Origin of the sequence: Streptomyces sp. NPDC021100 (genome assembly GCF_044333095.1) — a bacterium.
GTDB lineage: Bacteria > Actinomycetota > Actinomycetes > Streptomycetales > Streptomycetaceae > Streptomyces.
Genome location: NZ_JBIRQH010000027.1, coordinates 1 through 25,433, shown reverse-complemented (window position 1 = coordinate 25,433; position 25,433 = coordinate 1). Strand labels below are relative to the sequence as shown.

Here is a 25,433-nt window from a genome sequence, read left to right as displayed (position 1 = left end):
AGGAAATGCACAGAAAGAGAGGGAATGAAATGACCGACACTACGAGCGCGCCACCGCGCCGGACGCTGGCCGGCGGGCTGAGCGTCCACCCCATCGGGATCGGATGCTGGGCCATCGGCGGCCCCGACAGCAACCTGGGACTTCCCATGGGCTGGTCCACCGCCGACGATGCCGCCTCCCTGCGCGGCCTGGAGGCCGCCTACAGCCTCGGCGCGAACCTCTTCGACACCGCCGACGTCTACGGGCACGGCCACTCCGAACGCCTCATCGGCCGGCTCGTCGCCACCATCCCGCGCGACAGCGTCGTGCTGTCCTCCAAGGTCGGCTACTTCGCCGGCACGGCCGCACACGCCTACGAGCCCCAGCACATGCACCACCAGCTCGAGACGACGCTGGAGAACCTGCGCACCGATCACCTGGACATCTACTTCTTGCACAACGCCGAGTTCGGGGAGAACGACCAGTACCTCGACGGCGCGATCGACATGATGCGCACCTTCCAGCGCGTGGGCCTGATCAAGACCATCGGCATGCGCGGCCCCCACCGCTTCGCCACCGAACGCCTGACCGTCCCCAAGGACCAGCGCCAGGACAAACACACCCGCTTCCGTTACCTCTTCGACCGCATCCGGCCCGACTACCTGGCTGCCCGGTTCAACGCCCTCACCCCACCGCCCCCGCCCGGACAGCAGGACCTCTTCGCCTTCGCAGCCGAGCACGGTGCGAGCGTCCTGATCAACAAACCCCTCTCCCAGGGCCTGCTCACCGGCAAGTACGACCCCGCCCGCCCGCCGGCCTTCGGGGAAGGGGACCACCGCCTGCGCAAAAGGTGGTTCACCCCCAAGGCACTGAAGATCATCGACGAGGGACTGCGTCCGCTGCGCGTCCGGTTCGGGCCCTCAGCAGCCGACCTGACCCGCGTAGCCCTGCACTACTGTCTCCAGCACGCGGACAACGCCGCCGTCCTCGTCGGCTTCACCCGCCCCGAGCAGATCAGCACCAACCTCAAGGCCGCCGCCGAACCCCTGAGCCCCGAGGACATCGCCTTCGTCCGCGAAGCGGCCGGACGTCTCCAGCAGCAGCTCGACGCCGCGGGAGAGGTCTTCCTCGACGAGAAGGGCTCCCCCCAGTGACCGACGACCCCACCCAGCTCTCCCTCCTCACCCCCGCCATGCCCCGCCACAGCGCCTCCACCACCCATGCCCGGATCCTCCTCTTCAACAGCCAGCACGCCTCCGCCGCCCGCGCCTGCCGGCAGGCCGAATGGATCAGCCGGCAGGAGACCGCGGACCTGGTCGTCCTCACCGAGGTCAGCGCCGGGCCCGGCGGCGCCGCGCTCGTCGAAGCGCTGCACCACTTCGGCTACACCCACGTCATCGCCCCGGCCGCAACCGACGACGGCTACCGCACCGTGCTGGCGTCCCGCACCACCGCGCTCGAACCCGTCGACGCGGGGGTGAGCTTCCTGCCGCACCGGGCACCGTCCGCCGTCGCCACCATCGGCGACAGCAAGATCGGCATCCTGGGCCTGTACGTCCCCTCGCGCGGGCCCAGGCAGCGACGCAACGAGAACAAGCGCGGCTTCCAGGAAGCCGTCACCGCGGCCCTGTACGACCTGCCGCAGGTCTTCCCCGACATGCCGGTCGTCGTGGCCGGAGACCTCAACGTCATCGAGCCCGGCCACAAGCCCCCACACAAGGTGTTCGGGGCGTGGGAGTACACCTTCTACGACTCCTTCGCCAAGGCCGGGCTCACCGACGCCTTCCGCTACCTGCACCCCGACACGATCGAGCACTCCTGGTTCGGACGCACCGGACTCGGCTTCCGCTTCGACCACGTCTTCACCAGCGCCGAGCACGCGCACCTCGTTCGCGCATGCGCCTACGACCACGGCCCGCGAACCGCCTCCCTCACCGACCACGCCGCGATGACGACGACGCTCTCCCTCACCGACGCCCCAGGCTCTACGACTCCGGACGTGCCATGACCTCACCGACGCAACCGAAACGCCGGACCGGAATCGGACTCGTGATCGGCGGGCATACCCCGAGGCGTAGGTCCGCCACCGGCAGGCGATGAGACGGAAGCGCCCCCTCGCGCGGTACGAGGTACTCCCGGGCAAGTGCAAACTGTGCCCAAACAGGGTGATTTACCAGCAGGCCGCGGGCGCCGACCTGAGGATGGTGACGTACCAGGTGTGCCGGTCATGTGACTTCTGGCTGACATGCCTGGGCTACATGATGCTCGGCGACCAGGACCCCGACGGCCGCCGCGTCCTGCGCATCGACGGCCGCCACTACCTGACCTGGACCGAAGACCAGGGCCTCCCACCCGAAATCGGCTACGCCGGGCCCTGGGTTCTCCACTACACCTATCTCGACGATCCGACAGGCACCGTCCACACCACGCGGGAGATCTGGCTCATGGGCACTATCCCCGATCTCTACCGAGAGCGGATGCCGGACAATGCTGCCTTCGTGCCGTCGACGTAGGCGACTGCCGACGGACGGACCCTGCAGCGGCTCTTTCGGCATCCCAGCCCAGTTCTTTGACGCGGTGGCACAGGGTGTTTGGGGCTTGCGACGCGATCCGGCTGCGAGGGACGCTTCGCCGGCCGACCGGGACCGGCCCGTCGTCCCACTCCGCAGGCGCTCTGGACCAGGCACTCGGGGCGTGGGACGCTGCCGCGATGGACCGGGTCCGGCACCGCACCGCCAGCCTGTACCTCTTCGCCCGTTTCGGTGACACGTGGAGGCTGGGCGTCATCGCGCATCCCCGCCTGGGTGGGTGGATGGTCCCCGGCGGTCACATAGAGCCGCCCGGTGAGACCTCCGAGCAGGCCGCGTTACGGGAGGCCGCCGAGGAGACCGGCTACCGTGCCCGTCTCCTTTCCCCCGCCGGGTACGCGCTGCCCGCGCACTACCCGCACCCGGCGGCCGCCGCCGAAGCGCACGCGGGCGGCGCGCCCTGGTGGACGGTGAGGATGCCCGTCGGAGCCGACGGCCGGCACCCGGACCGTCACGAGCACATCGACCACATTCACGTCGGCGTCGTCGACCGGCCGTACGGGCCCGTCGGCCGCCGTGAGCACCCGTTCCGCTGGGTCACCGCGATCGAGCTGGCCGACCTGGACGCGCCCGCGGACACCCGCCTTCTTGGCGAGGCCCTGTACGACCTGGTGCCGTCCACCGCCGCGAACCAGCGCTCCCGCCCTGCCCGGGACGAGGCCCTGCGCAGCGAACTGCTGCGCCGCCACGACATCGACCAGGAGTTCCGCAACGCCCTCCCCGACTTGGTGACGGACGACGTGGCTGCGCGCTGGGCGGAGCTGGACAACGACAACACGACCTGGCTCGAGGGCGTCATCGACCGGGTGGGGTGGCCGGGGCGGGCGCTGTGCGGCGATGACGGCGCAGGCGCGGCCTGGACTCTGGCTCAGCACGCCGACCGCCAGCCCCACCTCCAGGAGCAGTGGGTGAGCCTCCTCGCCGAGGCGGTCACCGGCGGCGACGCCCCGCCCTGGCACCTCGCCTATCTCGAAGACCGCATCTCGGCACGCAACGAGGGCGTCCAGTGGTTCGGCACGCAGTTCCGTCGGCCCGCGGGCGGCGAGTGGGCGCCCGTCCCGATCCGCGAGCCTGAGGGTGTCGACCAGCGCCGGGCCGAACTCGAGCTGAACACGGTCGCCGAGGCGGCTCGGGAGATCGCCGAAGCCCGCCCCCGGAAGCCGTGAGGGAAGGAGCCGGCAGTGGGAGACGACTTCTACTGCGAGCAGGTCCTGAGCGGCCGGACGCCGGTCCGGAAGGTCTTCGAGACGGACACCGTCCTCGCTTTCGAGCCGCTTGGGGTGGCCGATCACCGCCCTCGCCCTCGTGGTGGCGAGCGGGACATCAACGACACTGGCGTGGGGCAGCATGCCAGGGCGGGTAGAGGCCAGGGATGAACTTGGACTTCTCCAACTACGCGGCCTTGGTGATGGACTGGGACGGCACCGTGGTTGACTCCCAGCCGCTGAACTATCGGTGTCTGGCCCAGGCTTTGTCGCCCTACGGGATAGATCTGCACCAGAGGTGGTACCGGGCGCGGATCGGTACCTCGGGCGCCGACCTGCTGGCAGAGCTGGGTGTCGCGGCACCGCATGAGGAGGTGCTGGCTCGGTGCGGTGAGCTGATCATCAGTCAGGTCGGGACGCTGCGCCCGTTCCCGGTGGCGGTGGGGTGGGTGGAGGCCGCTCGCGGTCAAGGGCTGCGGTGTGCGGTGGCCTCGGGCGGCGGGGGGCCGGTGGTTCGTGCGGGTCTGGCGGCGACGGGCCTGGAGCGGCTCTTCGAGGTGGTGGTCACGCGTGAGGACGTCGCGCGCGGGAAGCCGGCGCCGGACTTGTTCGTGGAGGCGGCACGGCGGCTTGGTGTGCCGCCGACGCGGTGCCTGGTGGTGGAGGATGCCGATGAGGGGTTGGCTGCTGCGCGTGCGGCGGGCATGGACGCCGTGGACGTGCGTCCCTTCGCCGTTTCCGCCTGGTAGGTGCCCGTAGGGGGTGACGCGTCACGCCAGTACGCGTAGCTCATGGCTGAAGGTGAGCACTTCGGGAAGGGTGGGGTAGCGGCGGCGGAGGTGGTGGTCGAGCTGGCGGGCGCGGCCGCGCATAGAGCTGACGACGCGGCCGCCGGCGAGGGCTTGGCGGGCGGCCGCAACGGCAGCGTCCGGCTCGCCGAGGGCGGCGTGGGCTTGGGCCAGGTCGAGGCGGGCGATGGCCAGGCGGGTGGGCGCCTGCTGCGGGCTTTTCTGGTAGTGGCTGATGGCTTCGGTTGCTGCCTTGCGGGCGAGGGCGTGTTGTCCCAGGGCGCCGTGTGAGGTGGCGTCGTAGCTGATGATGCGGGCGGCGTCGACGCTGAAGAGGCCGCTGCCGTAGAGGGGGAGGTGATCGCGGTAGTGGTGGGCCTTGGCGGCGGCCTCGGCGAAGGCATCGTGGTTGCCGAGGCGGGCGTGGGTCCGGGCCAGTTGCGCGATCAGGCGGACGGCTGCGTCGCCGTTGTTCGGGGCGACCTGCAGGCCGCGGGTCGCGGCGGTCAGGGCGTCGAGGGGCCGGTCGCTGTAGAGGGCGTCGGTGCAGCGTACGTCTTCCGCCCACGCGCCGATCTCGGGGGTGTCGGCCTGTTCGGCGTGGGCCCACGCGTCGTCGCACAGGGCGGTGACGTAGTCGGGCCGGCCGCGGTCGTGGGCGATCCAGGCGAGGATGACCGAGAGCATGGCGCAGTTCCGTGCGAGTTCCACGCCCTCTTTGAGGGTGTGGCGGCGGTGGTGCAGGAGGGTGTGGGCGCGGCGGCGGTGGTTGTAGGCGGTGGGCCAGAGCTGGGCCGGGGGTTGAGCGGAGTAGCTGGCGGCGAGCTGGTGGACGGCGATGTCGAGGGTGTTGATGTCGTCGCGGGTGATGTCAGTTGCGGTGGCGTGGCTGGCGAAGGCGCGGAAGGTGGCGGCGCTGGCGGTGTCGGGGGCCAGGGCGGGCACCAGGACGGCGCCGGTGATCAGGTTGAGGGCGGTCCGGCGTTTCGTGGGATCATCACCTGCTTCGTCGGGCGGCGTGTGCTGGGCCGCGGTGGGGTGGGTGCCGAGGCACTGGTAGCCGCAGGGGCCGAAGCCGAGGTCTTCCGGGGACAGGGGAACGGCTAAGCGGCAGAGTTCGGTGAAGGTCAGCGCGACGACGTCGGGCATGGGCGCCTCGGGGCATTCGCCGTCCCGGATCCAGTGGGCGATGCGCGAGTGGCAGGGGGGAGGCTCCCGGCGGCCCAGTGCGTCGAGGGTCCGGCCGATGTCGCCTGAGAGCTCGCGGTAGGACCGGCCGGAACGCTGCTTCCAGTACGCCAGCTGAGCGTTGCGCGGAGCGTGGCTCTCGCTGCTGGTCACGCGGTGGTCCTCCCCGCTTCAGGGCAGATGGCGTGCCTTTCCCCTCACCGTAGCGGGGCCGAGGCCGTCGGTGCGATGCCTCTGCCTGGTCCGCAACACCGCGCAACACCCCGCACCGGGCGGTGCGGGAAGTCGCACCGCATCGCACCGCCCGCACCTCTGGAGCCGCAACACGCCGGCGCGGTGTCCTGTCGGGCGCCGGGCCGTTGCGGCTCGTGCGTGGCCCGCGCCGACCCGGCGCGGGCTGTCGCCCAGGTGAAGGGATCTCGATGAAACCCCCTGGCACGTTGACCACGCTCTCGCTGGCCCCGCTGGCGGGGCACCTCGGGGCGGAAGCAGGCGGTGTAGACCTCAGCCTGCCGCTGGACGAGCCGGCCCAGGCCGCGATCCGGCAGGCCCTGCTCGAGTACAAGGTCCTCTTCTTCCGCGGCCAGGTCCTCGACCACCGTTCCCAAGTGGCGCTGGGACGGAGCTTCGGGGAGCTGACCCGGCGGCCGGAGCCGAACGGCGGCGCCGCGCCGGAGGGCTTCCCCGAGATCCTCGTCGTCGACACCAAGGCCGAGGACCCGCGCTACGGGGAGGACTTCGAGGAGCGCTACCGCAAGCGCTGGAGGAACTACACCGCGGGCTGGCACACGGACCTGACGCCCGCGGTGAACCCGCCGGCGATCTCCGTCCTGCGCGCGGAGCGTGTCACCCGCTTCGGCGGTGACACCCAGTGGACGGAACTGGAGGCCGCCTACGAGGCGCTGTCCGCGCCGGTGCGGGCTCTGGCGGACGGGCTGCGTGCCGAGCACAGCTTCTTCGCCGGCTGCCAGATGCGCCAGCACGACAAGCTGGACCAGGACGTCCTGCGCCGCAACAGCAAGGACCTGCTGGTGGCCGAGCACCCGGTGGTGCGGGTCCATCCCGAGACCGGCCGGCGCTGCCTGTTCGTCAACCCGGCCTCCACCAGCCGGATCACCGGCCTGTCCCCGGCGCAGAGCGACGCGCTGCTGGAGATGTTCTTCGAGCACGTCGTCCGGCCGGAGTTCACGGTGCGCTGGCGCTGGGCGGCGGGGGATGTGGCGATCTGGGACAACCGGTGCACCGCGCACCTGAGCCCGGGGGACGCCGGCATCAGCGGCGAGCGGCGGACGCTGTTCCGGGTGACGGTGCTGGGGGAGGTCCCGGTCGGGCCGGACGGCCACCGCTCGCAGGCCTTGGCCGGCCGGCCGTTCGAGGCGCTGGGCCAAGCCGAGGGGAGTGAGCGCTGATGCCCACCCCGTCCCTGGAAGTGGCGCGCGTCGCCGGGCACCTGGGCGCCGAGGTCCGCGGCGTCGACCTCTCGCGGCCGATGTCCGCGGCAACCGTGGAGGCGATCAGGCAGGCGCTGGAAGAGCACCAGGTGCTGTTCTTCCGCGCCCAGCGCCTCGACCACGCCCAGCAGGTCGCCTTCGCCGCCCGGTTCGGGCCGTTGCTGGCGCGGGCGCGGCCGCAAAGCGGCGGCGAACTGGATGCCTTCCCGCAGGTGTGGACGATCTCCCCGCAGGAAGATCAGGCCGCCTACGGATTCGACCACGAGGAGCACTACCGCAGCCGGCAGCGCCAGGGGATCAGCGGCTGGCACACGGATTTGTCGGACGCGGTGAACCCGCCCGCCGCCTCGGTGCTGCGCGCCGAGATCCTGCCCTCCCACGGCGGGGACACCCAGTGGACGAGCCTGACGGCCGCCTACGCGGGACTGCCGCCCGCGCTGCAGCGCTTCGTCGACGGTCTCCAGGCGGAGCACACCTTCTTCTCCGCCTACGACATGAGCCCGCACGACGAGCGCGACAAGGCGATCATGGACGCGGTGGGAACGCCCCGGGCCGCCGTCCACCCGGTGGTCCGCGTGCTGCCGACCTCGGGCCGCAAGGCGCTGTTCATCAACCCGGCGCGGGTGCGCCGCATCATCAACCTCACCCCGGCCGAGAGCCGCCACCTGCTGGAGCTGCTGTTTCGGGAGGTCACCCGGCCCGAGTACACGGTGCGGCTGCGCTGGGAGCCGGGCACGGTGGCCTTCTGGGACAACCGCAGCACCGCCCACATCGGGGTGGGCGACTACGCCCACCTGGGCCAGCCGCGCCGGATGCACCGCGTGACGCTGCACGGCGACAAGCCGGTCGGCCCGGACGGCTTCGTCTCCCGCGCCCTGGCGGGCGCCGAACTGGCCCCCTGCCCGGCCTGATCCGCGCCGCTGGCCCCGGCTGCGGCCACGGCCCCTGGGCGGCACCGCCACCTTGCGGCGCGCCGCCCTTCCCCCGAGTGCTGGCCGTACCCGGCCTCCTCCCCTTTCCACCGGGTACGGCCAGCACCGCTCGTCTCTTCTGTATCCGAGGTGACCTTCTGTGCGCCTGCTCGAATTGCGCCCGCCCTTCGAACCGGGCTCCTTGACCGACGCCACCACCACGGTGCCCGCCACCGTGTCCCCGCAGCACCGGGACTACCAGATGGTGCGGGAGTGGCTGACGACGTTCGTCGCCCGGCCGCACGCCCGCCTGGGCCGCCCGGGAGACATCTGCCCGCGCCTGGCTCCCGCCCTGCGCCGCGACCTCGTCCGCCTCGTCGCCCTGCGCACCGGGCCGGCACCCCAGCCCGGCGAGGCTCACGCCAAGGGCCTGGCCCTGGCGGTGCTCTACCGGCAGCTGTTCCCGGAGGACGAGGCGTTTCGCAACGGGGCGCTGCTGTGCCTCTGTCCGGATCTGCGGGTCGAGGCGGCCGCACGGTTCATCGACGAGGGCCACCGCCTGTTGCGGATGGACTTCGTGGCCCGCGGGCTGATGATCGGCGAGTTCCACCCGGCCAGCACCGTGGGCAGCGTGCACAACCCGCAGCTGAAGGTGATGCGCTGCCCGGTGCCGATGTTCGCGGTGCGCGCGCTGACCCGCCACGACCAGCTCTTCCTCGACCGGCCCGGCACCCCCGCCCCCATCAGGGCCCAGTACTTGCGCCACCTCATGGACCACCTCGGCGGGCGGCTGCCCGCCAGCGACCGGACCCGTCTGCAGGGCCGCGTCGAGGCTTTGGAGGGTGCCGCGTGAGCCGCGTCAGTCCCGAACTCCTGCGCAAGGCGCCGAGCCTGGCGACCGCGTTCACCCGGTGCGTGCGCCGCCACCCCAGCCGGATCGCCCTGCGCGACGGGGGCCGGTCGGTGTCCTACGGCGCGCTCGGGCGCCGGGTACGCGACCTCGCCGCCGGCCTGGCCGACGCACTGCCGGCGGGAACGGCTCGCCCGCTGGTCGCGCTCGTGCTGCAGCCCGGAACCGATGCCGTCGCCGCACTCCTGGCGAGCCTGGCCGCGGGAGCGGCCTACCTTCCCCTGGACGCCACCGCCCCCGACGCCTACCTGCGCGCGCTGCTGGACGACGCACAACCGGACCTGGTCCTCACCGACCGGGCGCGGCTCGCCGGCCTCGGCCGCGCCGCCCTGGACATCGATGCCCTGGCCTCCCGCGGACGGGTCCGGTCTTCCGGCAGGGCCCCGGCCGGGCCTACCGATCCGGCGTACGTGATCTACACCTCCGGCTCCACCGGCGCCCCGAAAGGGGTGCAGCTGGCGCACGAGGCGATGCTGTACTCCACGGCGGCCCGCCTGGAGACCTACGGCCCGGCCGGGCGGGTACCGCTGCTGCACGCGCCGTCGGTCGACGTGTATTCCGGGGTCGTGTTCTGGGCGCTGCTGACCGGCGGCACCCTGGTCATCGGCCCCCAGGGGCTGCGGGATGTCGCCGCGACGGTGGAGCTGATCCGCAGCGAGCAGGTCACCGACCTGGTCTACCTCTCCTCCCTGTATCCCGCGTTGCTGGACTACGCCGCGGTGAACCGGCCGGTGACGCTGCGGCAGGTGATGATCGGCAGCGACCGCTGGAACGAGAGCCTCATCGACCGGCACGCCGAGCTGCTGCCCGCCGTGCACCTGTTCAACGAGTACGGGCCGAGCGAGGCGGCCGTGTGGTCCAGCGGCGCACGGGTGTGGGACGGCACGGCACGGCGCCGGTCCCGGCTGACGATCGGCACTCCCCTGCCGGGCAGCGGATACCGGCTGCTGGACGCCCGGCAACGCCCGGTGACGGGCGGGGAGGGGGAGCTGTACATCACCGGCCGGCAGCTCGCGCTCGGCTACCTCCACCGCCCGGAGCTGACGGCCGCGTCCTTCGTGACGCTGGCGGACGGCCAGCGCGCCTACCGCACCGGGGACCTGGCCGAACTGACGCCGGACGGGGGGTATGTGTTCACCGGCCGCGCGGACCGGCAGATCAAGGTCCAGGGCCACCGGATCGAACCGGCCCACATCGAGCGCGTGCTCATGGAACACCCCCACATCGCTCTGGCCCACGTGACGGCCCACCGCACGGGAGCGTCGGGGGCGGTGCTGGCCGCCTACCTCACCCCGCGCCCCGGCCACACCGCGCTGCAGCCCCAGACGGTGCGGCAGTTCGCCACCGAACGCCTGCTCCCTCACCTGGTGCCCGCGCTGTGGCGGGTGCTGGACGAACTGCCGCGGATGCGCTCGGGAAAGATCGACGAGGCCGCCCTGCCCGACCCCGTCCCGGCCACGCCCGCAGGGCCGGGGCCCGCTGATGCACTGGAGGCCGATCTGGCGGAGGCGGCCGGGCGGATCCTGGGCAGCGCACCGCCGGCGGTGACCGTGCCGCTGACCGAGGCCGGGGCCAGCTCGCTGGCGCTGATCCGGCTCGCCGCGCACATCGAAGGCACCCACCAGGTGCGCGTGGCGGTCAGTGCCCTGTTCACCCAGCCCACCCTCCGGCAGATCGCCGACCACGTCCGGACCGCAGCGCCCACCGGCCGGCCCCCGCTGACCCGGTCGGAGACCGCGGGGCCGGTGCCGCTGACCGACCAGCAGCGGCAGATCTACTTCCTCGACCAGCTCGCCCCCGCCTCCGCCGCCTACCGCACCCAGTGCTCCCTGCACCTGACCGGCCCCCTCAACGTCCCCGCCCTGGAGCAGGCGCTCGGCCACATCGTCGAGCGGCACGAGATCCTGCGCACCACCGTCCACACCGGCCGCGACGGCCAGCCCGTGCAGGTGGTGCACGACCCCTGGCCCGTCCGTCTGACCCCGGTGGACCTGACCGGACTGGGCGAAGCCGAGCGCCGGGATGTGCTGGAGGAGTTGCTGCGGCGGGAGATGGCGGGCGGCTTCGATACGGGCCGGCTGCCGCTGGTGCGCTGGACGCTGTACCGGCTCGGCGAGAGCCAGTGGCGGCTGTTCCAGGTCGAGCACCACTTCATCCACGACGGCTGGTCGGCCACCCTCCTGCTGGGCGAGATCCGCGACGCCTACGCCGCCTACGCCACCGGCCGCACGCCCCAGCTCGGTGACCTGCCGGTGCAGTACGCGCACTGGGCGCGCTGGCAGCAGGCGTGGAAGGGCAGCGAGGACTACGCCCTCCAGCGCGCCTACTGGCGCACGGCGCTGAACGGCTGCCCGGTCGAGGGCGTCAGCTTCGCCACCGACTACCCCCGCCCGGCCCGGCAGGGGTTCGACGGCGCCTGTGTGCGCGCCGACATCCCCGCGCCGACCGTCGAGAGGCTGGATGCGGTGGCGGCCGGGCACGGGGTAACGCGCTTCGCGGTGTTCATCACCGCCTTCGCCCTCCTGGTCCATCAGCAGACTCGCAGCGCGGAGTTCGTGATCGGCTCGGCGCTGTCCAACCGGCGCCAGCCGGGCACCCAAGGGCTGCTGGGTATGTTCGTCAACGCTCTGCCCCTGCGGTTGAGCGTCGGCGAGGACGAGAGCGTCGCCGACGTCGCCGCGCGCACCATGCGCGTGCTCCTTGGTGCCCAGGATCACCAGGAGTACCCGCTCGCGGAGATCATCCGGGACCTTGACGTCCCGCGCGACGCGGGCCGCAACCCGCTCTTCTCGCTGATGTTCGCCTTCCACGACACCCCGCGCCCTGACTTCACCGCGGCTGGGGTCCGCGGGGAGCTGTTCATCGATCACAACGGCTCGGCGAAGGCCGACGTCAACGTGGTGTGCGTCCCTCACCCGGCCGGCTCGGCGCAGGCGGGCGGCGTGAACGTGCTGTGGGAGTACAACACCGCCCTGTTCACCGCCGACACCGCCCGGCACCTCGTGGAGTCCTTCGGCCGCATCCTGGGCGCCCTCGCCGATCCCGCCACCTGGGCGCAGCCCGCGACCGCGCTCGACGTGCTCGATGCCTGGCAAATCAAACAGGCCACGGCCCTCGGACACGGGCCCGCCGTCCGGCCGGCGCACGCCCTGCTGCACGCGGGCGCCCGCACCGCGGCCGCCCGCTGGCCTGCGGCCGTGGCGGTGGAGCAGGGCAGCCGGCGCGTCACCCACGAGGAGCTCGACCGTGCGGCCGGGGCCATCGAGGCGCAGCTCGCACACATCGGGGCCGGCCCCGGCGACCGCGTGGCGGTGGCCTGCGGCCCCGGGCCGGAGCACATCGCCGCCCTGTGCGGCGTCCTCGCCCGCGGCGCCGCCTTCCTGTGTCTCGACCCCGGCGACCCGGCCCCCCGCCTGGCCGCCCTGCTGCGCGACGCCGCCCCGGCCGCGGTGGTGTGCTCGCCGCGCACCGCCCCGGTGCTGCGCCCCCTCGTGGACGGACAGCTGCCGGTCGTCGAGGCCGGCCAGGCCCCGGGCCGGCCGGTGGCCGCCACCGGCCGCCGTGTGCGGCCGCGCCCGCAGGATCCGGCCTACCTGGTGTACACCTCCGGGTCCACCGGGACACCGAAGGCGGTGGTGGCCACGCACGCCAACGCGGTCACCGCCCTGACGGCGCGCAGCAGTTACGTCGGCGGCGAGGCGGCGCGCACGCTCATCACGCTGCCGCTGGCCTTCGATGTCGCCTCGTCGATGATCTTCTGGACGCTGTGGAACGGCGGCACCCTCGTCTTCCCCAATCATGAGGACGACGTCCGGGACCCCGAAGCGGTGTGGCGCCTGATCGACGCCCACCACATCACGCACGTGAACTTCGTGCCGTCCTTCTACCGGCACATGCTCGCCGCCATGCCCGCGGGCGGCGGCGCGTCGCTGCGCGTGGTGGCCGTCGGCGGCGAGCGGTGCCCGCACGACCTGGCCCGATCACATGCCGAGCGTGTTGCGCATGCGCGGCTGGACAACGAGTACGGCCCGACCGAGGGCACGGTGTGGTGCACCGCCGCCTGCCTGTACCACCCGCACCGCCCCATGCCGACGCCGGCGGGGTGGAGCGTGGGCCGGCCGCTGGCCAACCATCACCTCCTCGTACTCGACGAGCGCCAGGGCCTGCTGCCGGTCGGCGCGCTCGGGGAAGTGTGCCTGGCCGGCCCGGCGGTGGCCGCCGGCTACCTCGACCGGCCCGAGCTGACCGCCGAGCGCTTCCCCACCCCCGCCAGCGGCCCTCTGGCCGGGGTGCGCCTGTACCGCACGGGGGATGAGGGGCGGTTGACGCCCGGGGGTGAGGTGCAGGTCGTCGGCCGGCTCGATGAGCAGGTGAAGATCCGCGGCTACCGCGTCGAGGCCGGCGAAGTCGCCCACACCCTCGCCGCGCATCCCGACATCCACGGTGCCCACGTCCGGGCGGAGGAGCACCAGGGCATACCCCGGCTCGTGGCCTACATCGCAACGCCCGCCGCCCGCCGCCCGGACCTGGCCGATGCGGTGCGGGCGTGGGCCGCGCAGCGCCTGCCGCACTACATGGTCCCCGCCGAGGTCGTGCTGCTCGACGCCCTTCCCGTCCTGCCGAACGGCAAGGTCAACCCCGCCGCGCTCCCGCGCCCCGTCCCCGCCCTGGAACCCAGGAGGTAACCGATGAACGACACCGTGACTCAGGTGTGGTGTGAGCTGCTCGGCCGCAGCGACGTGGACCCGGACGCGTCGTGGTTCGCCCTCGGCGGGGACTCGATGCTGGCCATCGAGGCGGTCGCTCGGCTGCGCGAGCGCGGCGCCGGGCTGACCGTGGCCGCCTTCCTGCAGGCCGGCACCGTCCGCGCTCTGGCCGACCTGCTCGCAAGCGCACCGTCCGGCGATGGTGCGGCGGTGGCGCGGCGGCCGGCCGGCACGCCGGTGCCGCTCACACCGATCCAGGCGTGGTTCTTCGCCCAGGACTTCGCCGAGCCGCACCACTTCAACCAGGCCCGCCTGCTGCCCGTCCCCAAGGGCCTTTCCCCTTCCCGCGTCCAGGCCGCGCTTGAGGCGGTCGTCGGCCGCCACGAGGCGTTCCGCACCTGCTTCACCTTCCACCACGGCACCTGGAGCGCGCACTTGGACGACCAGCCCCCAGCGGTGGACCTCGCCACGTATCCCCTCGCACCGGGCACCGACCGGCCTTCCCCCGAGGTGCTGGACCGCCTGCACCAAGGGCTGGACCTTGCCGCCGGGCCGTTGTGGCGCGCGGCGCTGTTCACGGGCGCCGGGCAGCAGCTGTCCTGGGTGTGCCTGGTGGCCCATCACCTGATCGTCGACGCCGTCTCCTGGGGCATCCTGGCCCGCGACTGGCATTCCGCCTGCGCGCAGGAGGCTCCCCGGCTTCCGGCCGTGTCCGCCCTGACCACGCCCCCGCCGCTGCCCGACGAGGAGGAGGCCGCCTACTGGCGGCGCCTGGCCACCGCCGGCGCCCCTCGCCTGCATCTGACCGACGGCGAGCGCGCCCCCTACGGAAAGCTGGAGCACCACACCCTCGACCTGCCGGCGCACCGCACGTCGGTGCTGCTCGGCTTCGCCGACAGCGGCCAGGCCACGGTGCCCGCCCTGGTGCTGGCCGCCCTCGCCCGCGCCCTGGCCCCCCTCACCCGCGGCGACGGCCTCTACGTGAACCTCGAAGGGCACGGCCGCCAGCACCTGGCCGTGGGGGATCAGGTGGTGGGCTGGCTCACCAGCCTCTACCCCCTCCACCTCACACCCGCGCCCGAGGCCGACGACCGGAGGCATCTGCTAAGGGTGGCCGCCGCCTTCCAGCAGCAGATGGAGGCGGTGCCCTACGGCGGGACCGGCTACGGCACCGCCCGCTACCTCACCCCCGGCACCGCGCTGGGCCGCGAACTGGCGGCGATGCCCCGGCCGGAGGTGACGTTCAACTACCTCGGCCGGCACGCCACCACTTCCGCGCCGGCCGCGGGGGCGCCGGGGCAGGGAATCGGGCCGGGCAACGTGCTGCCCACCGCCCTCCACCTCACCGCCTGGATCGAGGACCAGACGCTGCGCCTGCACCTGTACGCCGACGCCGGCATCTTCCCGGCCGGCGCCATCGACGAGATCTGCACGCGCCTGCGCACCGAGCTCGACGACGCGAACCGCATTGTCCCGCTCGGCGACCGCCCGGTTTCCGGTGCGCGGCCGCACTTTTTCATCCACCCCGTGGACGGTCAGGTGCACCACTTCCAGCCCCTGGCCCGCGCCCTCGGCATCGTGGGGTGGGACTGCTACGGCCTGCACGCCGAGCCCACCGGCGAGGCGGAGGCGGGGATCGAGGCACTGGCCGCGTCCTACCTGGCGCGCGTGCGCAGCATCCAGCCGGCCGGAGGCTACTGCCTGACGGGCTATTCCTTCGGCGCGGCCGTGGCGTTCGCCATGGCCCGTCTGCTGCAGGCCGCGGGCAAGCGCGTCGACCACCTGATCCTTCTCGACCCGCCCCCGCTGCCGGCCCCCCAGGGCGCCGCCGCAACGACCGTCCTCGCCGAGCACCTGGCCGCACTGCTCCCCCACGCCCCCCGCCACGCGATCGATGACGCGCTCGGGGCCGTGGGTGACGGCGCCACCGAACATCAGCTCGCGGAGCAGCTGGGGCTGGACGGCGACGGGTTCGTCACGGGCCGCCTGGAGCTCCTGTTGCGCCACCACCGCGCGCTCGCCCGCTGGGCGCCGAGCGGGACCGTGGAGAGCCTGCACCTCATCCAACCGTCGGCCACCGCCGCCCCGCCCCACGAGGGATGGTGCGACCTGGCGCTCACGGTCCGCCGCAGCGTCGTGCCCGGTGACCACCGCTCGATGCTGACCGAGCCCGCCCCGCTCGCCACCCTCTACCCCAGCCCGCTCGAAGGAGGCGCCCGGTGACGACCGTCTTCTCCGGCTGCGGCATCGCCGGCGCCCTGCACTACGGACTGCCCGACCCCGCCCGGGAAACCCCGGGAGCCCACGCGGTCACGGCGATGACCGACGCCCTCGCCCACCGCGGGCCCCACGGCGCCGGCCTGTGGCAGCGGCCCGGCGTGGTGCTCGGCCACCGCCGCCTGGCCATCACCGACCTCGGGCCGGCCGGAGCGCAGCCGATGACCCGCGACCACCTGACCATCACCTACAACGGCGAGGTCTACAACACCCCTCAGCTCGCCCAGGAACTGTCGCGCTTCTACGCCTTCACCTCGGCCACGGACACCGAGGTCGTGCTGCGCGCCTGGCAGCACTGGGGCCCGCGCGGGGCCCTGCAGCGCATGGAAGGCATGTTCGCCTTCGCCCTGTGGGACGAACACCAGCGCTGCCTGTACCTGGTGCGCGATGCGGTCGGCATCAAGCCCCTGTACTACCACCGCGCGAGCGGCTTCGTGCTCTTCGCCTCCGAAGTCGAAGCGCTGATGGCATCCCGTCACGTGCCGCGACGCCCGGACACCGACGTGCTCGCCCGGCACCTTCTGTGCTCCTCCACCCTTCCGCCGGACCGCACCCGCACCCTGGTGCGCGACGTGGCCGCCGTCCCCGCGGGCACGTTCCTGACCCTGCACCCCGACGGTCGCCGCCACGCCACCACCTACTGGACCCTCCCCCACACCGCCGCGCCCGAGCACGCACCGGTTGACGCCGACCGCGGGGAGGAACTGCGGGAGTTGCTGGCGCGCGGCGTGACGCAGATGCTGACGGGCGACGTGCCGGTGGCGGCCTTCCTCAGCGGCGGTCTGGACTCCAGCGCCCTCACCGCCCTGGCCGCGGCCGCGGCCGCCGAACCGGTGCCGTGCATCACCACCGCTCCCCCGCCCACGGCACCGGCCGGCGAAGCCAGCACCGACCTGCGCTTCAGCCGGCTGCTGGCCGCCGCGCTCTCCGGACGCGTCCACCACCACCTCGCCGTGCAGCAGCCGGAGCTCACGCTGGAGGACCTGGACACCGTCTGCGACCTGGCCGCGCTGGGGGACGACCCGCGGCACGTCACCATCGCGCGCAACTACCGCACCGTCCACGAGCTCGGGCTGCGCGTCGTCCTCAACGGACAGGGCGCGGACGAGGTCCTCGGCGGCTACGTCAGCCGTCCCACCTTCTACCGCCACATCCTTGATGTCCGCGCCCCCGACCCGCGCGCCATCCGCACGCTGCCCGGCTCACGCCAGATCCCCGGCCTCTCCCCCGCCGTGCTCGCCCTGCGGACCACCGCCCACCAAGAGGTCCTCGACTTCCACGCCGGCCTGCCCGGCCCGGCGCTGGAGCGCGCCCACCGCCTGCTCTTCCACACCCAACTGCAGCGCATCCTGCAGTTCGAGGACTTCCTGGCCATGCGCTCCGGCGTCGAAGCCCGCTTCCCCTACCTCGACCGCCGCCTCACCGCGTGGGCCTTCACCCAGCCCTTCCACCACCACATCCGCCCCGACCGCCGCCAGGGCAAAATCCACCTCGCCGCGGCGATGCGCGGCCACCTCCCGACCGCCATCCTCCACCGGCCCAAAGCCGTCTTCCCCCACCAGAGCCGCGGCCCCCTCCAGGCCGCGCTGTCCCGCCTCGCCACCGCACACGCCGCCGAGCTGCGCGAGGACCCCCTCATCAACCACCTGTTCGCGCTGCCCAGCGCACTGGCCGAGGCCCCCGTCAGCATCCTGTGGCCCGTGCTGTCCCTATGGCGCTGGCACCACAAGCTCCACCACCCCACACCACCCCTTTCCGGCCCCCGCCCCGAGCCGCGTGGGGAGCTGGTCCGGTGAACGATCCCTTCGCCACACCACCGCGCGACAGCCGCTACAGGCCCGTGGCCGACCACGCCCACCGCTACGCCACCACCGGCGGCCGCGACGGCCACCTGTGGAACGGCGTCCCGACCCTGCTGCTCACCACGCTCGGCCGCCGCACCGGCACCGCCCGCCGCACCGCCCTGATCTACGGCCGGCGCGGCCCGGACTACCTCGTGGCCGCCTCCAACCTCGGCTCCGACCACCACCCCCACTGGTACCGCAACCTTCAGCACCACCCCCGGGCCCGTGTCCAAGTCCTCGACCACGTCTTCGAGGTCTCCGCGCGCACCGCAGACGCCGGCGAACGCCCCGCCTTGTGGGAGCAGATGACCGCCCTGTGGCCGGCCTACGCCGACTACCAGGCCGCCACCGCCCGCACCATCGCGATCGTCCTCCTCCACCCACAACACCCCGCCCCCCACGAGCACGAGGCACGCCCATGAGCAGTCCCGATGTCACCGCGGCGGCGGACCTGGCCGCCGCCCACGCCGAGAAGGCCGACCGCGACGGCCGCCTCGACACGGACGTCGTCCAGGCCCTGACCGACTCCGGCCTGCCCCGCCACTTCACCCCCCGCCTCTGGGGCGGCACACAAGGCACCTTCACCACCGCCCTGGCCGCCATCACCGAGCTCGCCTGGGCCGATCCCTCCGCCGGCTGGTGCGCCGCCCTGGCCACCAGCATGTCCCGCGTCGCCGCCTTCCTCCCCCCGGATGGCCAGCACGCCCTGTGGTCCACCAGCCCCGACCAGCTCATCGCCGGCACCCTCCAACCCGCCGGCCACACCACCACCGTCAAGGGCGGCTGGACACTGACCGGCACCTGGCCCTTCGTCACCGGCGCCGACCACGCCCACTGGGCCCTGCTGTGCACCACCACCGGCAGCCGGCAGCGCCTTCTGCTGGTCCCCGCCACCGCCTGGACCCTCACGCCCACCTGGGACACCCCAGGGCTGCGCGCCACCGCCAGCCACACCCTCACCGTGGAGCACTACTTCGTCCCCACCAGCCACGGCCTCTGCCGCCGCCGGCTCCTCGCCGGCGACCACGCCTCGCTGACTGCCACCTGCTACAACCTCCCGCACGAGGCCATCAGCGCCCTGTTCTTCGCCGCCCCCCTCCTCGGCGCAGCCCAAGCCCTCCTCGCCGAGACCGAAGACCACGCACGCCGCACCGGCCAGGCCGACGGTCCCATCCTGGCCACGGCCGCCGGACAGATCGACGCCGCCGACCTCCTCCTCGCCCGCGCCGCCGACCTCGCCGACCAGCCCGCCCCTCCCTCCGACCGGCAGGTCATCCGCTCACGGCGCGACTACGCCTTCGCCGCCAGCCTGCTCGCCGAAGCCGGGACCCGCCTCTTCCACCACGCCGGCGTCCGCGCCGCCAGCACCGGCGGCCGTCTCCCCCGGTTCTGGAGAGACCTCACCACCGCAGCCCTGCACCCCGCCCTGCGCATGCACCAACCCGCCCATGCCTACACCGAACACCTGCTCACCCCACACGACAAAGCCCTGCCACACCCGTAACCGGGCGCGGCAGGGCTCGACGCGCGAGCGGACCGGGGGCTACTCGCCGGAGTCCACCGTCCGCTCCCGCAGTTTCACCTCGGCGGTGTTCTGCTCGTAGCTCCGCTCGGAGACCTGGACCAGCACCGCACCCTCGTGGAACGAGCGCAGCGAGGTCGCGCCGCAGCTGCTCATCGTCGCGGCCAGCTTGGCCCGGGTCTGAGCGACCGTGGTGTGCAGGCTGCCGACGTACGGGACGTAGCCGTCGACGCCTTCCTCGAACACCATCGTCTCGCCCTGGCCGTACCGGGCGGCGTTGCGGGCGCGGCTGCTCCCCTCGCCCCAGTACTCCTTGAAGACCTGCCCGTCGACCCGGACCTTGCGCGAGGGGGCCTCGTCGAAGCGCGCGAAGTACCGGCCGAGCATGATGAAGTCGGTGCCCATCGCCAGAGCGATCGCCATGTGGTAGTCGGACAGCAGCCCGCCGTCACAGCAGATCGGCACGTACACGCCGGTTTCCTGGGCGTAGGCGTCCCGCTCCCGAACCACGTCCAGCAGGGCGGACGCCTGGCCGCGCCCGATGCCCTTTTGATCCCGGGTGATGCAGATGCTCCCGCCGCCGATGCCGACCTTCACGAAGGCCGCGCCCGCATCGGCGAGGTACCGAAAGGCCCGGCCGTCCACCACGTTGCCCGCGCCGACGAACACCTCTTCCCCGTACTCCTCGCGCACCCACGCCAGAGCCTGGGCCTGGAAGACGGAGTAGCCGTCGGATGAGTCCAGGCACAGCACATCCGCACCGGCCTCCACCAGCGCCGGCACCCTGCCGCGGTAGTCACGGGAGTTGATACCCGCACCCACCCGCAGACGCTTGTGCCCGTCGACACTGGCCAGGCGGTGACTCTTGTGCTCCTGATAGTCCCGCTTGAGGACCAGCGAGACCACGCGGTCCTCGGCATCCAGCAACGGCAGCACGTCCAGGCGGTGCTCCCACAGCATCTCGTTGGCCTCGGACAAGGTCACCTCGGCCGACGCCGTACGCACCTCTTCCCGCGGGCGCATCCGCGCCTTGACCAGCTCCTCGGCACCATGCCGCTGAAGGTGGAAGTCGTCGGACCCGATCAGCCCCACAAAGCGCCCATCCGCAGCGCCGGTGTCGGTGACGACTGCGACACCCTGGTCGACAGCGGTCAGCAGCCGGTCCACCTCACCGAGCGACGTCGACGGAGCCACAGTGACCCGGTTGGGACGAAAGCCCGCCTTGTGCTGCTTGACCGCTCGGACGTCGGCCGCCTGAGCGTCAGCCGACTGGTTCTGGTGAACGAAGGCCACCCCGCCGTTCTGCGCGAGGGCAACGGCCAGCGCAGGGGATGACACCGCTTGCATGATCGCGCTGACCAACGGGGTCGCGATCTCGACCGGCGCCCGCTCCCCCACCTGGTGGCGCACCAGGGGAGCGGAGAGGTCGATCTTGTCGGGCGTGCAGTCCTCAGTCGTCAAACCGGGCACGAGGAGGTATTCGTTGAGCGTACGAGAGATCTCGGGCAGGATTTTCACGCGCTCTCCTACGAAGAGCCTGTCACTGCTGCGGCGCGTCTTCAGGCTCTGGGCGGGGCAGCACGACGGCCCGGCCTAACTCCTCACATGGCGCCAATCCACCTGGCGCCCACGGGATTTGGCGGACTGACCGGTGCTGCGGGCATTGACCGTTCGCAAGCCGTACCGGATGCTATCGCACCGCGTACATGCCTGCTTACCTACCGCTGGTCGCTGCATAGCAGGCCGCAGCGCCGCCGCCCGGGCTGCTCTGGTAAAGCGCTCTGGGCGCGTCAAGCAGCAAGCCCCGCAGCCACGATATTGATCTTGTCGACCGAAAGTCCGAGCCGGCCCAGCATTCGCGGGCCCCCGCCCACCAGCAGCGCAGCGAGAACCGCGACCGTCCGCAACGCGGGCAAGGCCGTCGTCCTCCACGACGGCCGCGTCCTGCTCCAGCGCGCCCGCTGGGACGGCCAGGACTGCTATTCCTGCCCGGTGGCGGCCAGCACCCCGGCGAGGCCCTCGACGCCTCGGTCCGCCGGGAAGTCCACGAGGAGACCGGCCTGGATGTCACTCCCCAGCGTCTGCTGTGGCTGCGCGAGTACGCCGGCGCCAACCACGGTGGTACCCCGGAAGACCACCGGGTCGAAACGATCTTCCTGTGCCGCCTGCCAAGGCCCCCAGCACCAGCCGCGCCCCCATGCTGTGGCTGGCCGGTCCAGCCGGCTGATGCGCCGCCGCATGGCGTCACCGCCAAGCGCCCGCCAGCGCAGGTCTCACGCTTCCCGTACACGTGGTACGCCGTGGCCTACCATCGACGAACCGCAGGGAGGGGCGAACACCATGGAGCACACGGCACGCATACCCGTGGCCGTCGGCAACGGGCCGGCCGCTCAGCCCTGGCGCCGCAGGATCCGCCGGATTGCCGCTGTTCCCGTCCTCGCCGCGGTGACACTCGTCGCAGTGGCCGTGGTCGTCGACTGGGCGCTGAGCCAGAGCGCCTCCTTCCGGGGATGGCTGGTCAGCCCGTTTGTCGGTCTGGCGGCCGTGGCGGGAGTCCTGCGGGGGCACCGGCTTGTCCGGCGCGCGTGCACCGCCGTTAGCCGGCCGCTGCGCGGCCTGCTGCGGCACGGCGCCTACCCCGAGGAGCTGGAGATGACGCGGGCCGGGGAAGAGCAGGACCTGGAGGAACTGCACGCCGCGCTGGGAGTCCGCATGTTCGGCGTGATCGATCTCTATCCGCGCGAGGCCGCCGACGAGCTCATCACCGCCCTGCGCCGCGCCCTCGACCGCCCCGAGCCGCTGTCCGACGAGCTCCGCGCGTCCCTGGACGACCTGCACGACGGTGCCCGGCGCTGGCACGACACCCTCGCCTGAGCATCACCTGCCGCAGACCAAACGAGACCGTAGACCGCGCACCATCCCTCCCGCCCCTCAGTGCCCACCGGACAGGCCCGTCCCGTTGCGTAGAGGTGGGGGCCAGCCATAGGCGCCGGCCGTCCAGCGCTGAAGGCGGGAGAACGATGGCACGGGCACGGAGCTCCTTGGCGGCCGGGGGTGGGCACGAGCGGAGGGCGCCTACGAGGGCGTACCAGTGGTACACGTGTGGGGTACCTTTGGTACATGCCCGCAGTTGAGTATGACTTTCCCATCCGTCGGGTCCGTGATCAGATCGCCGCTGTCGTCGATCGCTCCAAGGACGCCGGCGCCGTTACCTACATCACTCGCCAAGGCGAGCGCGTAGCCGCCGTGGTTCCCCTGCCCGTCGCCGAACGAGGCACTCGCCCTCTGGTAGAGGCCGACCCTGCCTTCCCTCTGCCCCCCATCCGGCCGGCCCCTTCCGCGACGGGTGGACGCATTCCCTCCACGGTCTTTGAGCCGGCAGAGAGCCCGTCTCCCGAAGAGCTCCGATGGACTCGGGCGGCGCTGGAGGCGTTGCATGCCCATCTCTTCACGGTGATCAGTGAGAGCAACACCCTGCTGGGAGCTGTCGGGCAGGCGCTCGCCGCCCTGAGTGACCAGAACCTGCTGGATATCCAGCACCTCCTCGACGCTGTCGAGCATCGGTTCATCCCAGCAGGACATGCCCTCACCGAGGCCGAGAATCTTCTCGATGCCCTGGTTCGGATCGACAAGAGTGTGTGTGGCGTTTGCCGCGAGCCGATCGCCAGCTTTTACGGCCACCGCGGCTGGCAGCACTACCACAGCACCGCCAAGGCCGGCATCAGCAAGAACGAGGTCTACCAGCCTGGGCACGACCCCCAGCCCTTTTATGAACCGCGCGACCGCCCGTCCATTGTCAACGGCTGCGTAGCTGAACCGCCTTCGTAGTAAGAGTTCAGGGTCCGTTCTGCGGCAACGTGCCCACTGGCGGCCTCGCATCTGGACACAACAACTGGCGGAGGGCAGTGCCCCACGGCCATCCTCGCCGTGCGCCGCACCGGGAGAGGGAGAGGCTCCTGGATCACTGCAAACCAGCCGTGGCCGTGCTCTCACTATGGATGCCCCTGCGGGGGACCGGCCGGCCGGGCAGTTCGGACTGGTCAGTCTCTGAACCTGCCCCTTGCCGCCGATGCGGACGCCCTCGGTAGCCGGCCGGACGCCGCGCCAGGCGCCGAGGGCAACGGCAGCACCAAGTGCGGGGCCTGCACGGGTCAAGCGGAGGCGCCCGACGCCAGCGGCCGAGTCACGCTGCTCGTGCGCCCATCCGTTCGGCTCGCAGCTCACGTTCTGCCGCGCCCATCAGCCACGCGTGCCGCCGAGCATCGAATTCGGCCTGGTCGCGGTAGGTTTCCTCAGCGCTCCACTGCTGATCATGGATACGCCGTTCATACACGACGTCGCTGAGCATGAGGCCGTCACTGCGGCTGCAGACGCCAAGAGCGTACTTGTAGTCCTCTCCCTTGTGCAGGCCGCCGTGCCCTACCGCCCGGGCCAGGCGGGTGTCGGTCAGCAGCATGCAGTGGCCCATCGGCGGCTTACTCGCCATCGGGTCCGGCCAGAACGTCCACACGTCGCCAGCAGCATGCCGGCCGATGGGTGTCGGGCAGATCCATGTCGTCAGAGTCCCGCTTTCGGCGTGCCAGTCGGCGGACCGGCCCGCGACCCAGTACAAGCCCGTCGATATCGCGTGCTCGTTGCGAATCGCCAGCGACATCGGCGGAATACGGTCGTCGTTAGTCGCGGCAACTGCCGTGTCCCACAAGGGTGGTGTCGCTTTGCGGGGCGGTAGCCGAATGGTGCTGCAGGAGGCGCACTTGAGTTGTGGTGTCGCTTTCGGCGGGCCAAGGGGCCCGGCACTGTGGTTGACATCACACCCTCAGCTCTGCCGAGCTTGGCGGACAGCTCGGCGGCCGGCAGGTCCATCGCCGCGTTCATCAGGGTGGAGGCTCGGGCAGGTTTTGCTCCTGGTCGCCAGGTGGCATTTGTGTAACGCGCTCGGTCGTGGAGCGCTGTGTGCGTGTCGGTGGCCTCGGGCGCCGTCGGTTGCGGGCTTGCTGGTGGGATGTGCGGTGTCGTGCACTGGTTACGGCTCAGTGTCGGGGGCTGCTGCGGTGGGGAGGCAGCGGTTAGGAAGGCGCCGGGGTCGAAGCGGGGCTTGTAGGAAACCTTGTCGAAAACCCAGTGGCCGGGCAGTCGAGCCGGTTGGTCAAACCCGCAGGTCGGGCGGCTTGCGAAGACTGTGCTCGATGGAGTGAGCGCGTGCTTGCAGTGGGGTACCGACCGACGAGTGACAGGGTAGCGGATCCCGGGTTGTGAGGTCCTCCCCTCATGGTCGGAGTGTGGTCGACCAGCCTGTGACCTGGTGTTTTGTCGTGACGGACTCGTGACGGACTCTGAGAAAGAGCCGGGTCGTCAGGGAAGCGGGAGAGGGTCAATATCCGTTTCGGGTGTTTGAGGAGATCTGCGCAGGTGTCGAGCGGCGCTGCTGTCACCGGGTGGCTCGGTATGACGGGGCCGGCACGCCGGGCTGTCGGCGCCGCGAGGTCTCTAGCAGGGTTCGTCCGAAGCTGCCAGGCGGCAGTGGTGTAGCGCGCTCCGTGGCGGTGCGCTGTGTGCGGTTCGGTGGCCTCGCGCGCCGTCTGGTGCGTGCTTGTCGGCGGGGTGCGCGGTGGCGTGCACTGGTTACGGCCCTTTAGCGGAGAGTGGCGGTCCGGGGCGTTGCCGGGGGTTGGTTGTGGCGCGGCCGATGACGTTGTGGAGGCATGGTGGCCGGTGGTCGCGCTCGGTTCGTCGCTGGGGTTTTGGGCCGGTTGGCGGCCGGGGAGGCCGCGCGCCGCATGCCCGGGCACAGGAGTCGGCGAGGCGGTGCGGAGGAGGGGGCGGAAAGGCGGCGCGAGAGTGCGCGTGCGGTGCGCGAGGCGCTGCAGGAGCTGGGGCCCTTCTACATCAAGGTGGGGCAGATGCTGTCCACGCGGCCGGACTTCGTGCCGCTGGCCCTCTTGGCGGAGCTGGGGGTGCTGCACGACCGGATCGCGCCGGCGCCGTTTGCGGTGTTTGAGCCGGTGCTGGCGGCGGAGTTGGGGCCGCGGTGGCAGGGGCTGTTCAAGGAGGTCGACACCGCGGT

18 protein-coding genes and 2 pseudogenes are annotated in these 25,433 nt (G+C 72.1%); 17 read left to right on the top strand and 3 right to left on the bottom strand.

Annotation, left to right across the window (positions count from 1 at the left end; all coding sequences use genetic code 11):
- Positions 1-29 precede the first annotated feature (29 nt).
- From ACH4PU_RS32515 to ACH4PU_RS32495, 5 genes are all read left to right on the top strand, one after another.
- The gene (locus ACH4PU_RS32515) at positions 30-1,133 is read left to right on the top strand and encodes an aldo/keto reductase (protein ID WP_398280302.1); all 1,104 of its coding nucleotides are present in this window, start codon (positions 30-32) and stop codon (positions 1,131-1,133) included.
- Positions 1,130-1,987 (top strand): endonuclease/exonuclease/phosphatase family protein, encoded by an 858-nt coding sequence (locus ACH4PU_RS32510; protein ID WP_398280299.1) that lies wholly within the window; start codon positions 1,130-1,132, stop codon positions 1,985-1,987. The genes ACH4PU_RS32515 and ACH4PU_RS32510 overlap by 4 nt, the downstream gene beginning before the upstream one ends.
- A 157-nt stretch (positions 1,988-2,144) precedes the next feature.
- Positions 2,145-2,492, top strand: coding sequence for a hypothetical protein (locus ACH4PU_RS32505; RefSeq protein WP_398280296.1), 348 nt, complete (start codon positions 2,145-2,147; stop codon positions 2,490-2,492).
- Positions 2,493-2,689: 197 nt separating this feature from the next.
- Positions 2,690-3,733 carry an NUDIX domain-containing protein gene (locus tag ACH4PU_RS32500; protein ID WP_398280293.1) on the top strand — a complete coding sequence of 348 codons (1,044 nt, stop codon included), beginning with the start codon at positions 2,690-2,692 and terminating at the stop codon, positions 3,731-3,733.
- 206 nt (positions 3,734-3,939) lie between these two features.
- Entirely contained in the window at positions 3,940-4,521 is a 582-nt protein-coding gene (locus tag ACH4PU_RS32495; protein ID WP_398280290.1) for an HAD family hydrolase, read from the top strand.
- A 21-nt stretch (positions 4,522-4,542) separates the two neighbouring features.
- Here the strand turns inward: ACH4PU_RS32495 and ACH4PU_RS32490 are convergent, their stop codons facing one another.
- A complete protein-coding gene (locus ACH4PU_RS32490) occupies positions 4,543-5,901 on the bottom strand; it encodes a hypothetical protein (RefSeq protein ID WP_398280287.1) in 1,359 nt (452 codons plus the stop codon).
- 269 nt (positions 5,902-6,170) lie between these two features.
- Between ACH4PU_RS32490 and ACH4PU_RS32485 the strand changes: the two genes are divergently transcribed.
- The 8 genes from ACH4PU_RS32485 to ACH4PU_RS32450 all read left to right on the top strand — a co-directional run bounded on the left by ACH4PU_RS32485 (position 6,171) and on the right by ACH4PU_RS32450 (position 19,351).
- Positions 6,171-7,157, top strand: coding sequence for a TauD/TfdA dioxygenase family protein (locus ACH4PU_RS32485; RefSeq protein WP_398280284.1), 987 nt, complete (start codon positions 6,171-6,173; stop codon positions 7,155-7,157).
- Positions 7,157-8,110 (top strand): TauD/TfdA dioxygenase family protein, encoded by a 954-nt coding sequence (locus ACH4PU_RS32480; protein WP_398280281.1) that lies wholly within the window; start codon positions 7,157-7,159, stop codon positions 8,108-8,110. Before ACH4PU_RS32485 ends, ACH4PU_RS32480 begins: the two co-directional genes overlap by 1 nt.
- A 160-nt stretch (positions 8,111-8,270) precedes the next feature.
- Entirely contained in the window at positions 8,271-8,963 is a 693-nt protein-coding gene (locus ACH4PU_RS32475; RefSeq protein WP_398280278.1) for a DUF6875 domain-containing protein, read from the top strand.
- The gene (locus ACH4PU_RS32470) at positions 8,960-13,705 is read left to right on the top strand and encodes an amino acid adenylation domain-containing protein (RefSeq protein ID WP_398280275.1); all 4,746 of its coding nucleotides are present in this window, start codon (positions 8,960-8,962) and stop codon (positions 13,703-13,705) included. Before ACH4PU_RS32475 ends, ACH4PU_RS32470 begins: the two co-directional genes overlap by 4 nt.
- 3 nt (positions 13,706-13,708) lie before the next feature.
- The gene (locus tag ACH4PU_RS32465; RefSeq protein WP_398280272.1) at positions 13,709-15,949 is read left to right on the top strand and encodes a condensation domain-containing protein; all 2,241 of its coding nucleotides are present in this window, start codon (positions 13,709-13,711) and stop codon (positions 15,947-15,949) included.
- Positions 15,946-17,799 carry an asparagine synthase (glutamine-hydrolyzing) gene (asnB, locus tag ACH4PU_RS32460; protein WP_398280269.1) on the top strand — a complete coding sequence of 618 codons (1,854 nt, stop codon included), beginning with the start codon at positions 15,946-15,948 and terminating at the stop codon, positions 17,797-17,799. Before ACH4PU_RS32465 ends, asnB begins: the two co-directional genes overlap by 4 nt.
- Positions 17,796-18,269 (top strand): nitroreductase family deazaflavin-dependent oxidoreductase, encoded by a 474-nt coding sequence (locus tag ACH4PU_RS32455; RefSeq protein WP_398280266.1) that lies wholly within the window; start codon positions 17,796-17,798, stop codon positions 18,267-18,269. Before asnB ends, ACH4PU_RS32455 begins: the two co-directional genes overlap by 4 nt.
- Positions 18,266-19,351 (top strand): acyl-CoA dehydrogenase family protein, encoded by a 1,086-nt coding sequence (locus ACH4PU_RS32450; RefSeq protein WP_398280263.1) that lies wholly within the window; start codon positions 18,266-18,268, stop codon positions 19,349-19,351. The genes ACH4PU_RS32455 and ACH4PU_RS32450 overlap by 4 nt, the downstream gene beginning before the upstream one ends.
- Positions 19,352-19,390: 39 nt before the next feature.
- Here ACH4PU_RS32450 and ACH4PU_RS32445 read toward each other — a convergent pair whose 3' ends face one another.
- The gene (locus tag ACH4PU_RS32445; RefSeq protein WP_398280260.1) at positions 19,391-20,887 is read right to left on the bottom strand and encodes an IMP dehydrogenase; all 1,497 of its coding nucleotides are present in this window, start codon (positions 20,885-20,887) and stop codon (positions 19,391-19,393) included.
- Between the two features lie 263 nt (positions 20,888-21,150).
- Between ACH4PU_RS32445 and ACH4PU_RS32440 the strand changes: the two are divergent.
- The 3 genes and pseudogenes from ACH4PU_RS32440 to ACH4PU_RS32430 form a co-directional block, all read left to right on the top strand.
- A pseudogene (locus tag ACH4PU_RS32440) lies at positions 21,151-21,501 on the top strand (NUDIX domain-containing protein); the annotation flags it as partial.
- 208 nt (positions 21,502-21,709) lie between these two features.
- Entirely contained in the window at positions 21,710-22,243 is a 534-nt protein-coding gene (locus ACH4PU_RS32435; RefSeq protein WP_398280257.1) for a hypothetical protein, read from the top strand.
- A gap of 246 nt (positions 22,244-22,489) precedes the next feature.
- On the top strand, positions 22,490-23,197 hold the full coding sequence (locus tag ACH4PU_RS32430) for a hypothetical protein (RefSeq protein WP_398280254.1): 708 nt from the start codon (positions 22,490-22,492) through the stop codon (positions 23,195-23,197).
- Between the two features lie 355 nt (positions 23,198-23,552).
- Here ACH4PU_RS32430 and ACH4PU_RS32425 read toward each other — a convergent pair whose 3' ends face one another.
- Entirely contained in the window at positions 23,553-24,023 is a 471-nt protein-coding gene (locus ACH4PU_RS32425) for a hypothetical protein (protein WP_398280251.1), read from the bottom strand.
- 1,195 nt (positions 24,024-25,218) lie between these two features.
- On the opposite strand from ACH4PU_RS32425, the pseudogene ACH4PU_RS32420 reads away from it, so the two are divergent.
- Positions 25,219-25,433: pseudogene (locus ACH4PU_RS32420) on the top strand (AarF/ABC1/UbiB kinase family protein); the annotation flags it as partial.

Coding starts and splice junctions, on each gene's coding strand:
- ACH4PU_RS32485 (WP_398280284.1), top strand. CDS start 6,171: ATGAAACCCCCTGGCACGTTGACCACGCTCTCGCTGGCCCCGCTGGCG.
- ACH4PU_RS32480 (WP_398280281.1), top strand. CDS start 7,157: ATGCCCACCCCGTCCCTGGAAGTGGCGCGCGTCGCCGGGCACCTGGGC.
- ACH4PU_RS32465 (WP_398280272.1), top strand. CDS start 13,709: ATGAACGACACCGTGACTCAGGTGTGGTGTGAGCTGCTCGGCCGCAGC.
- ACH4PU_RS32435 (WP_398280257.1), top strand. CDS start 21,710: ATGGAGCACACGGCACGCATACCCGTGGCCGTCGGCAACGGGCCGGCC.
- ACH4PU_RS32495 (WP_398280290.1), top strand. CDS start 3,940: ATGAACTTGGACTTCTCCAACTACGCGGCCTTGGTGATGGACTGGGAC.
- ACH4PU_RS32450 (WP_398280263.1), top strand. CDS start 18,266: ATGAGCAGTCCCGATGTCACCGCGGCGGCGGACCTGGCCGCCGCCCAC.
- ACH4PU_RS32425 (WP_398280251.1), bottom strand. CDS start 24,023: ATGTCGCTGGCGATTCGCAACGAGCACGCGATATCGACGGGCTTGTAC.
- ACH4PU_RS32515 (WP_398280302.1), top strand. CDS start 30: ATGACCGACACTACGAGCGCGCCACCGCGCCGGACGCTGGCCGGCGGG.
- ACH4PU_RS32430 (WP_398280254.1), top strand. CDS start 22,490: ATGCCCGCAGTTGAGTATGACTTTCCCATCCGTCGGGTCCGTGATCAG.
- ACH4PU_RS32500 (WP_398280293.1), top strand. CDS start 2,690: ATGGACCGGGTCCGGCACCGCACCGCCAGCCTGTACCTCTTCGCCCGT.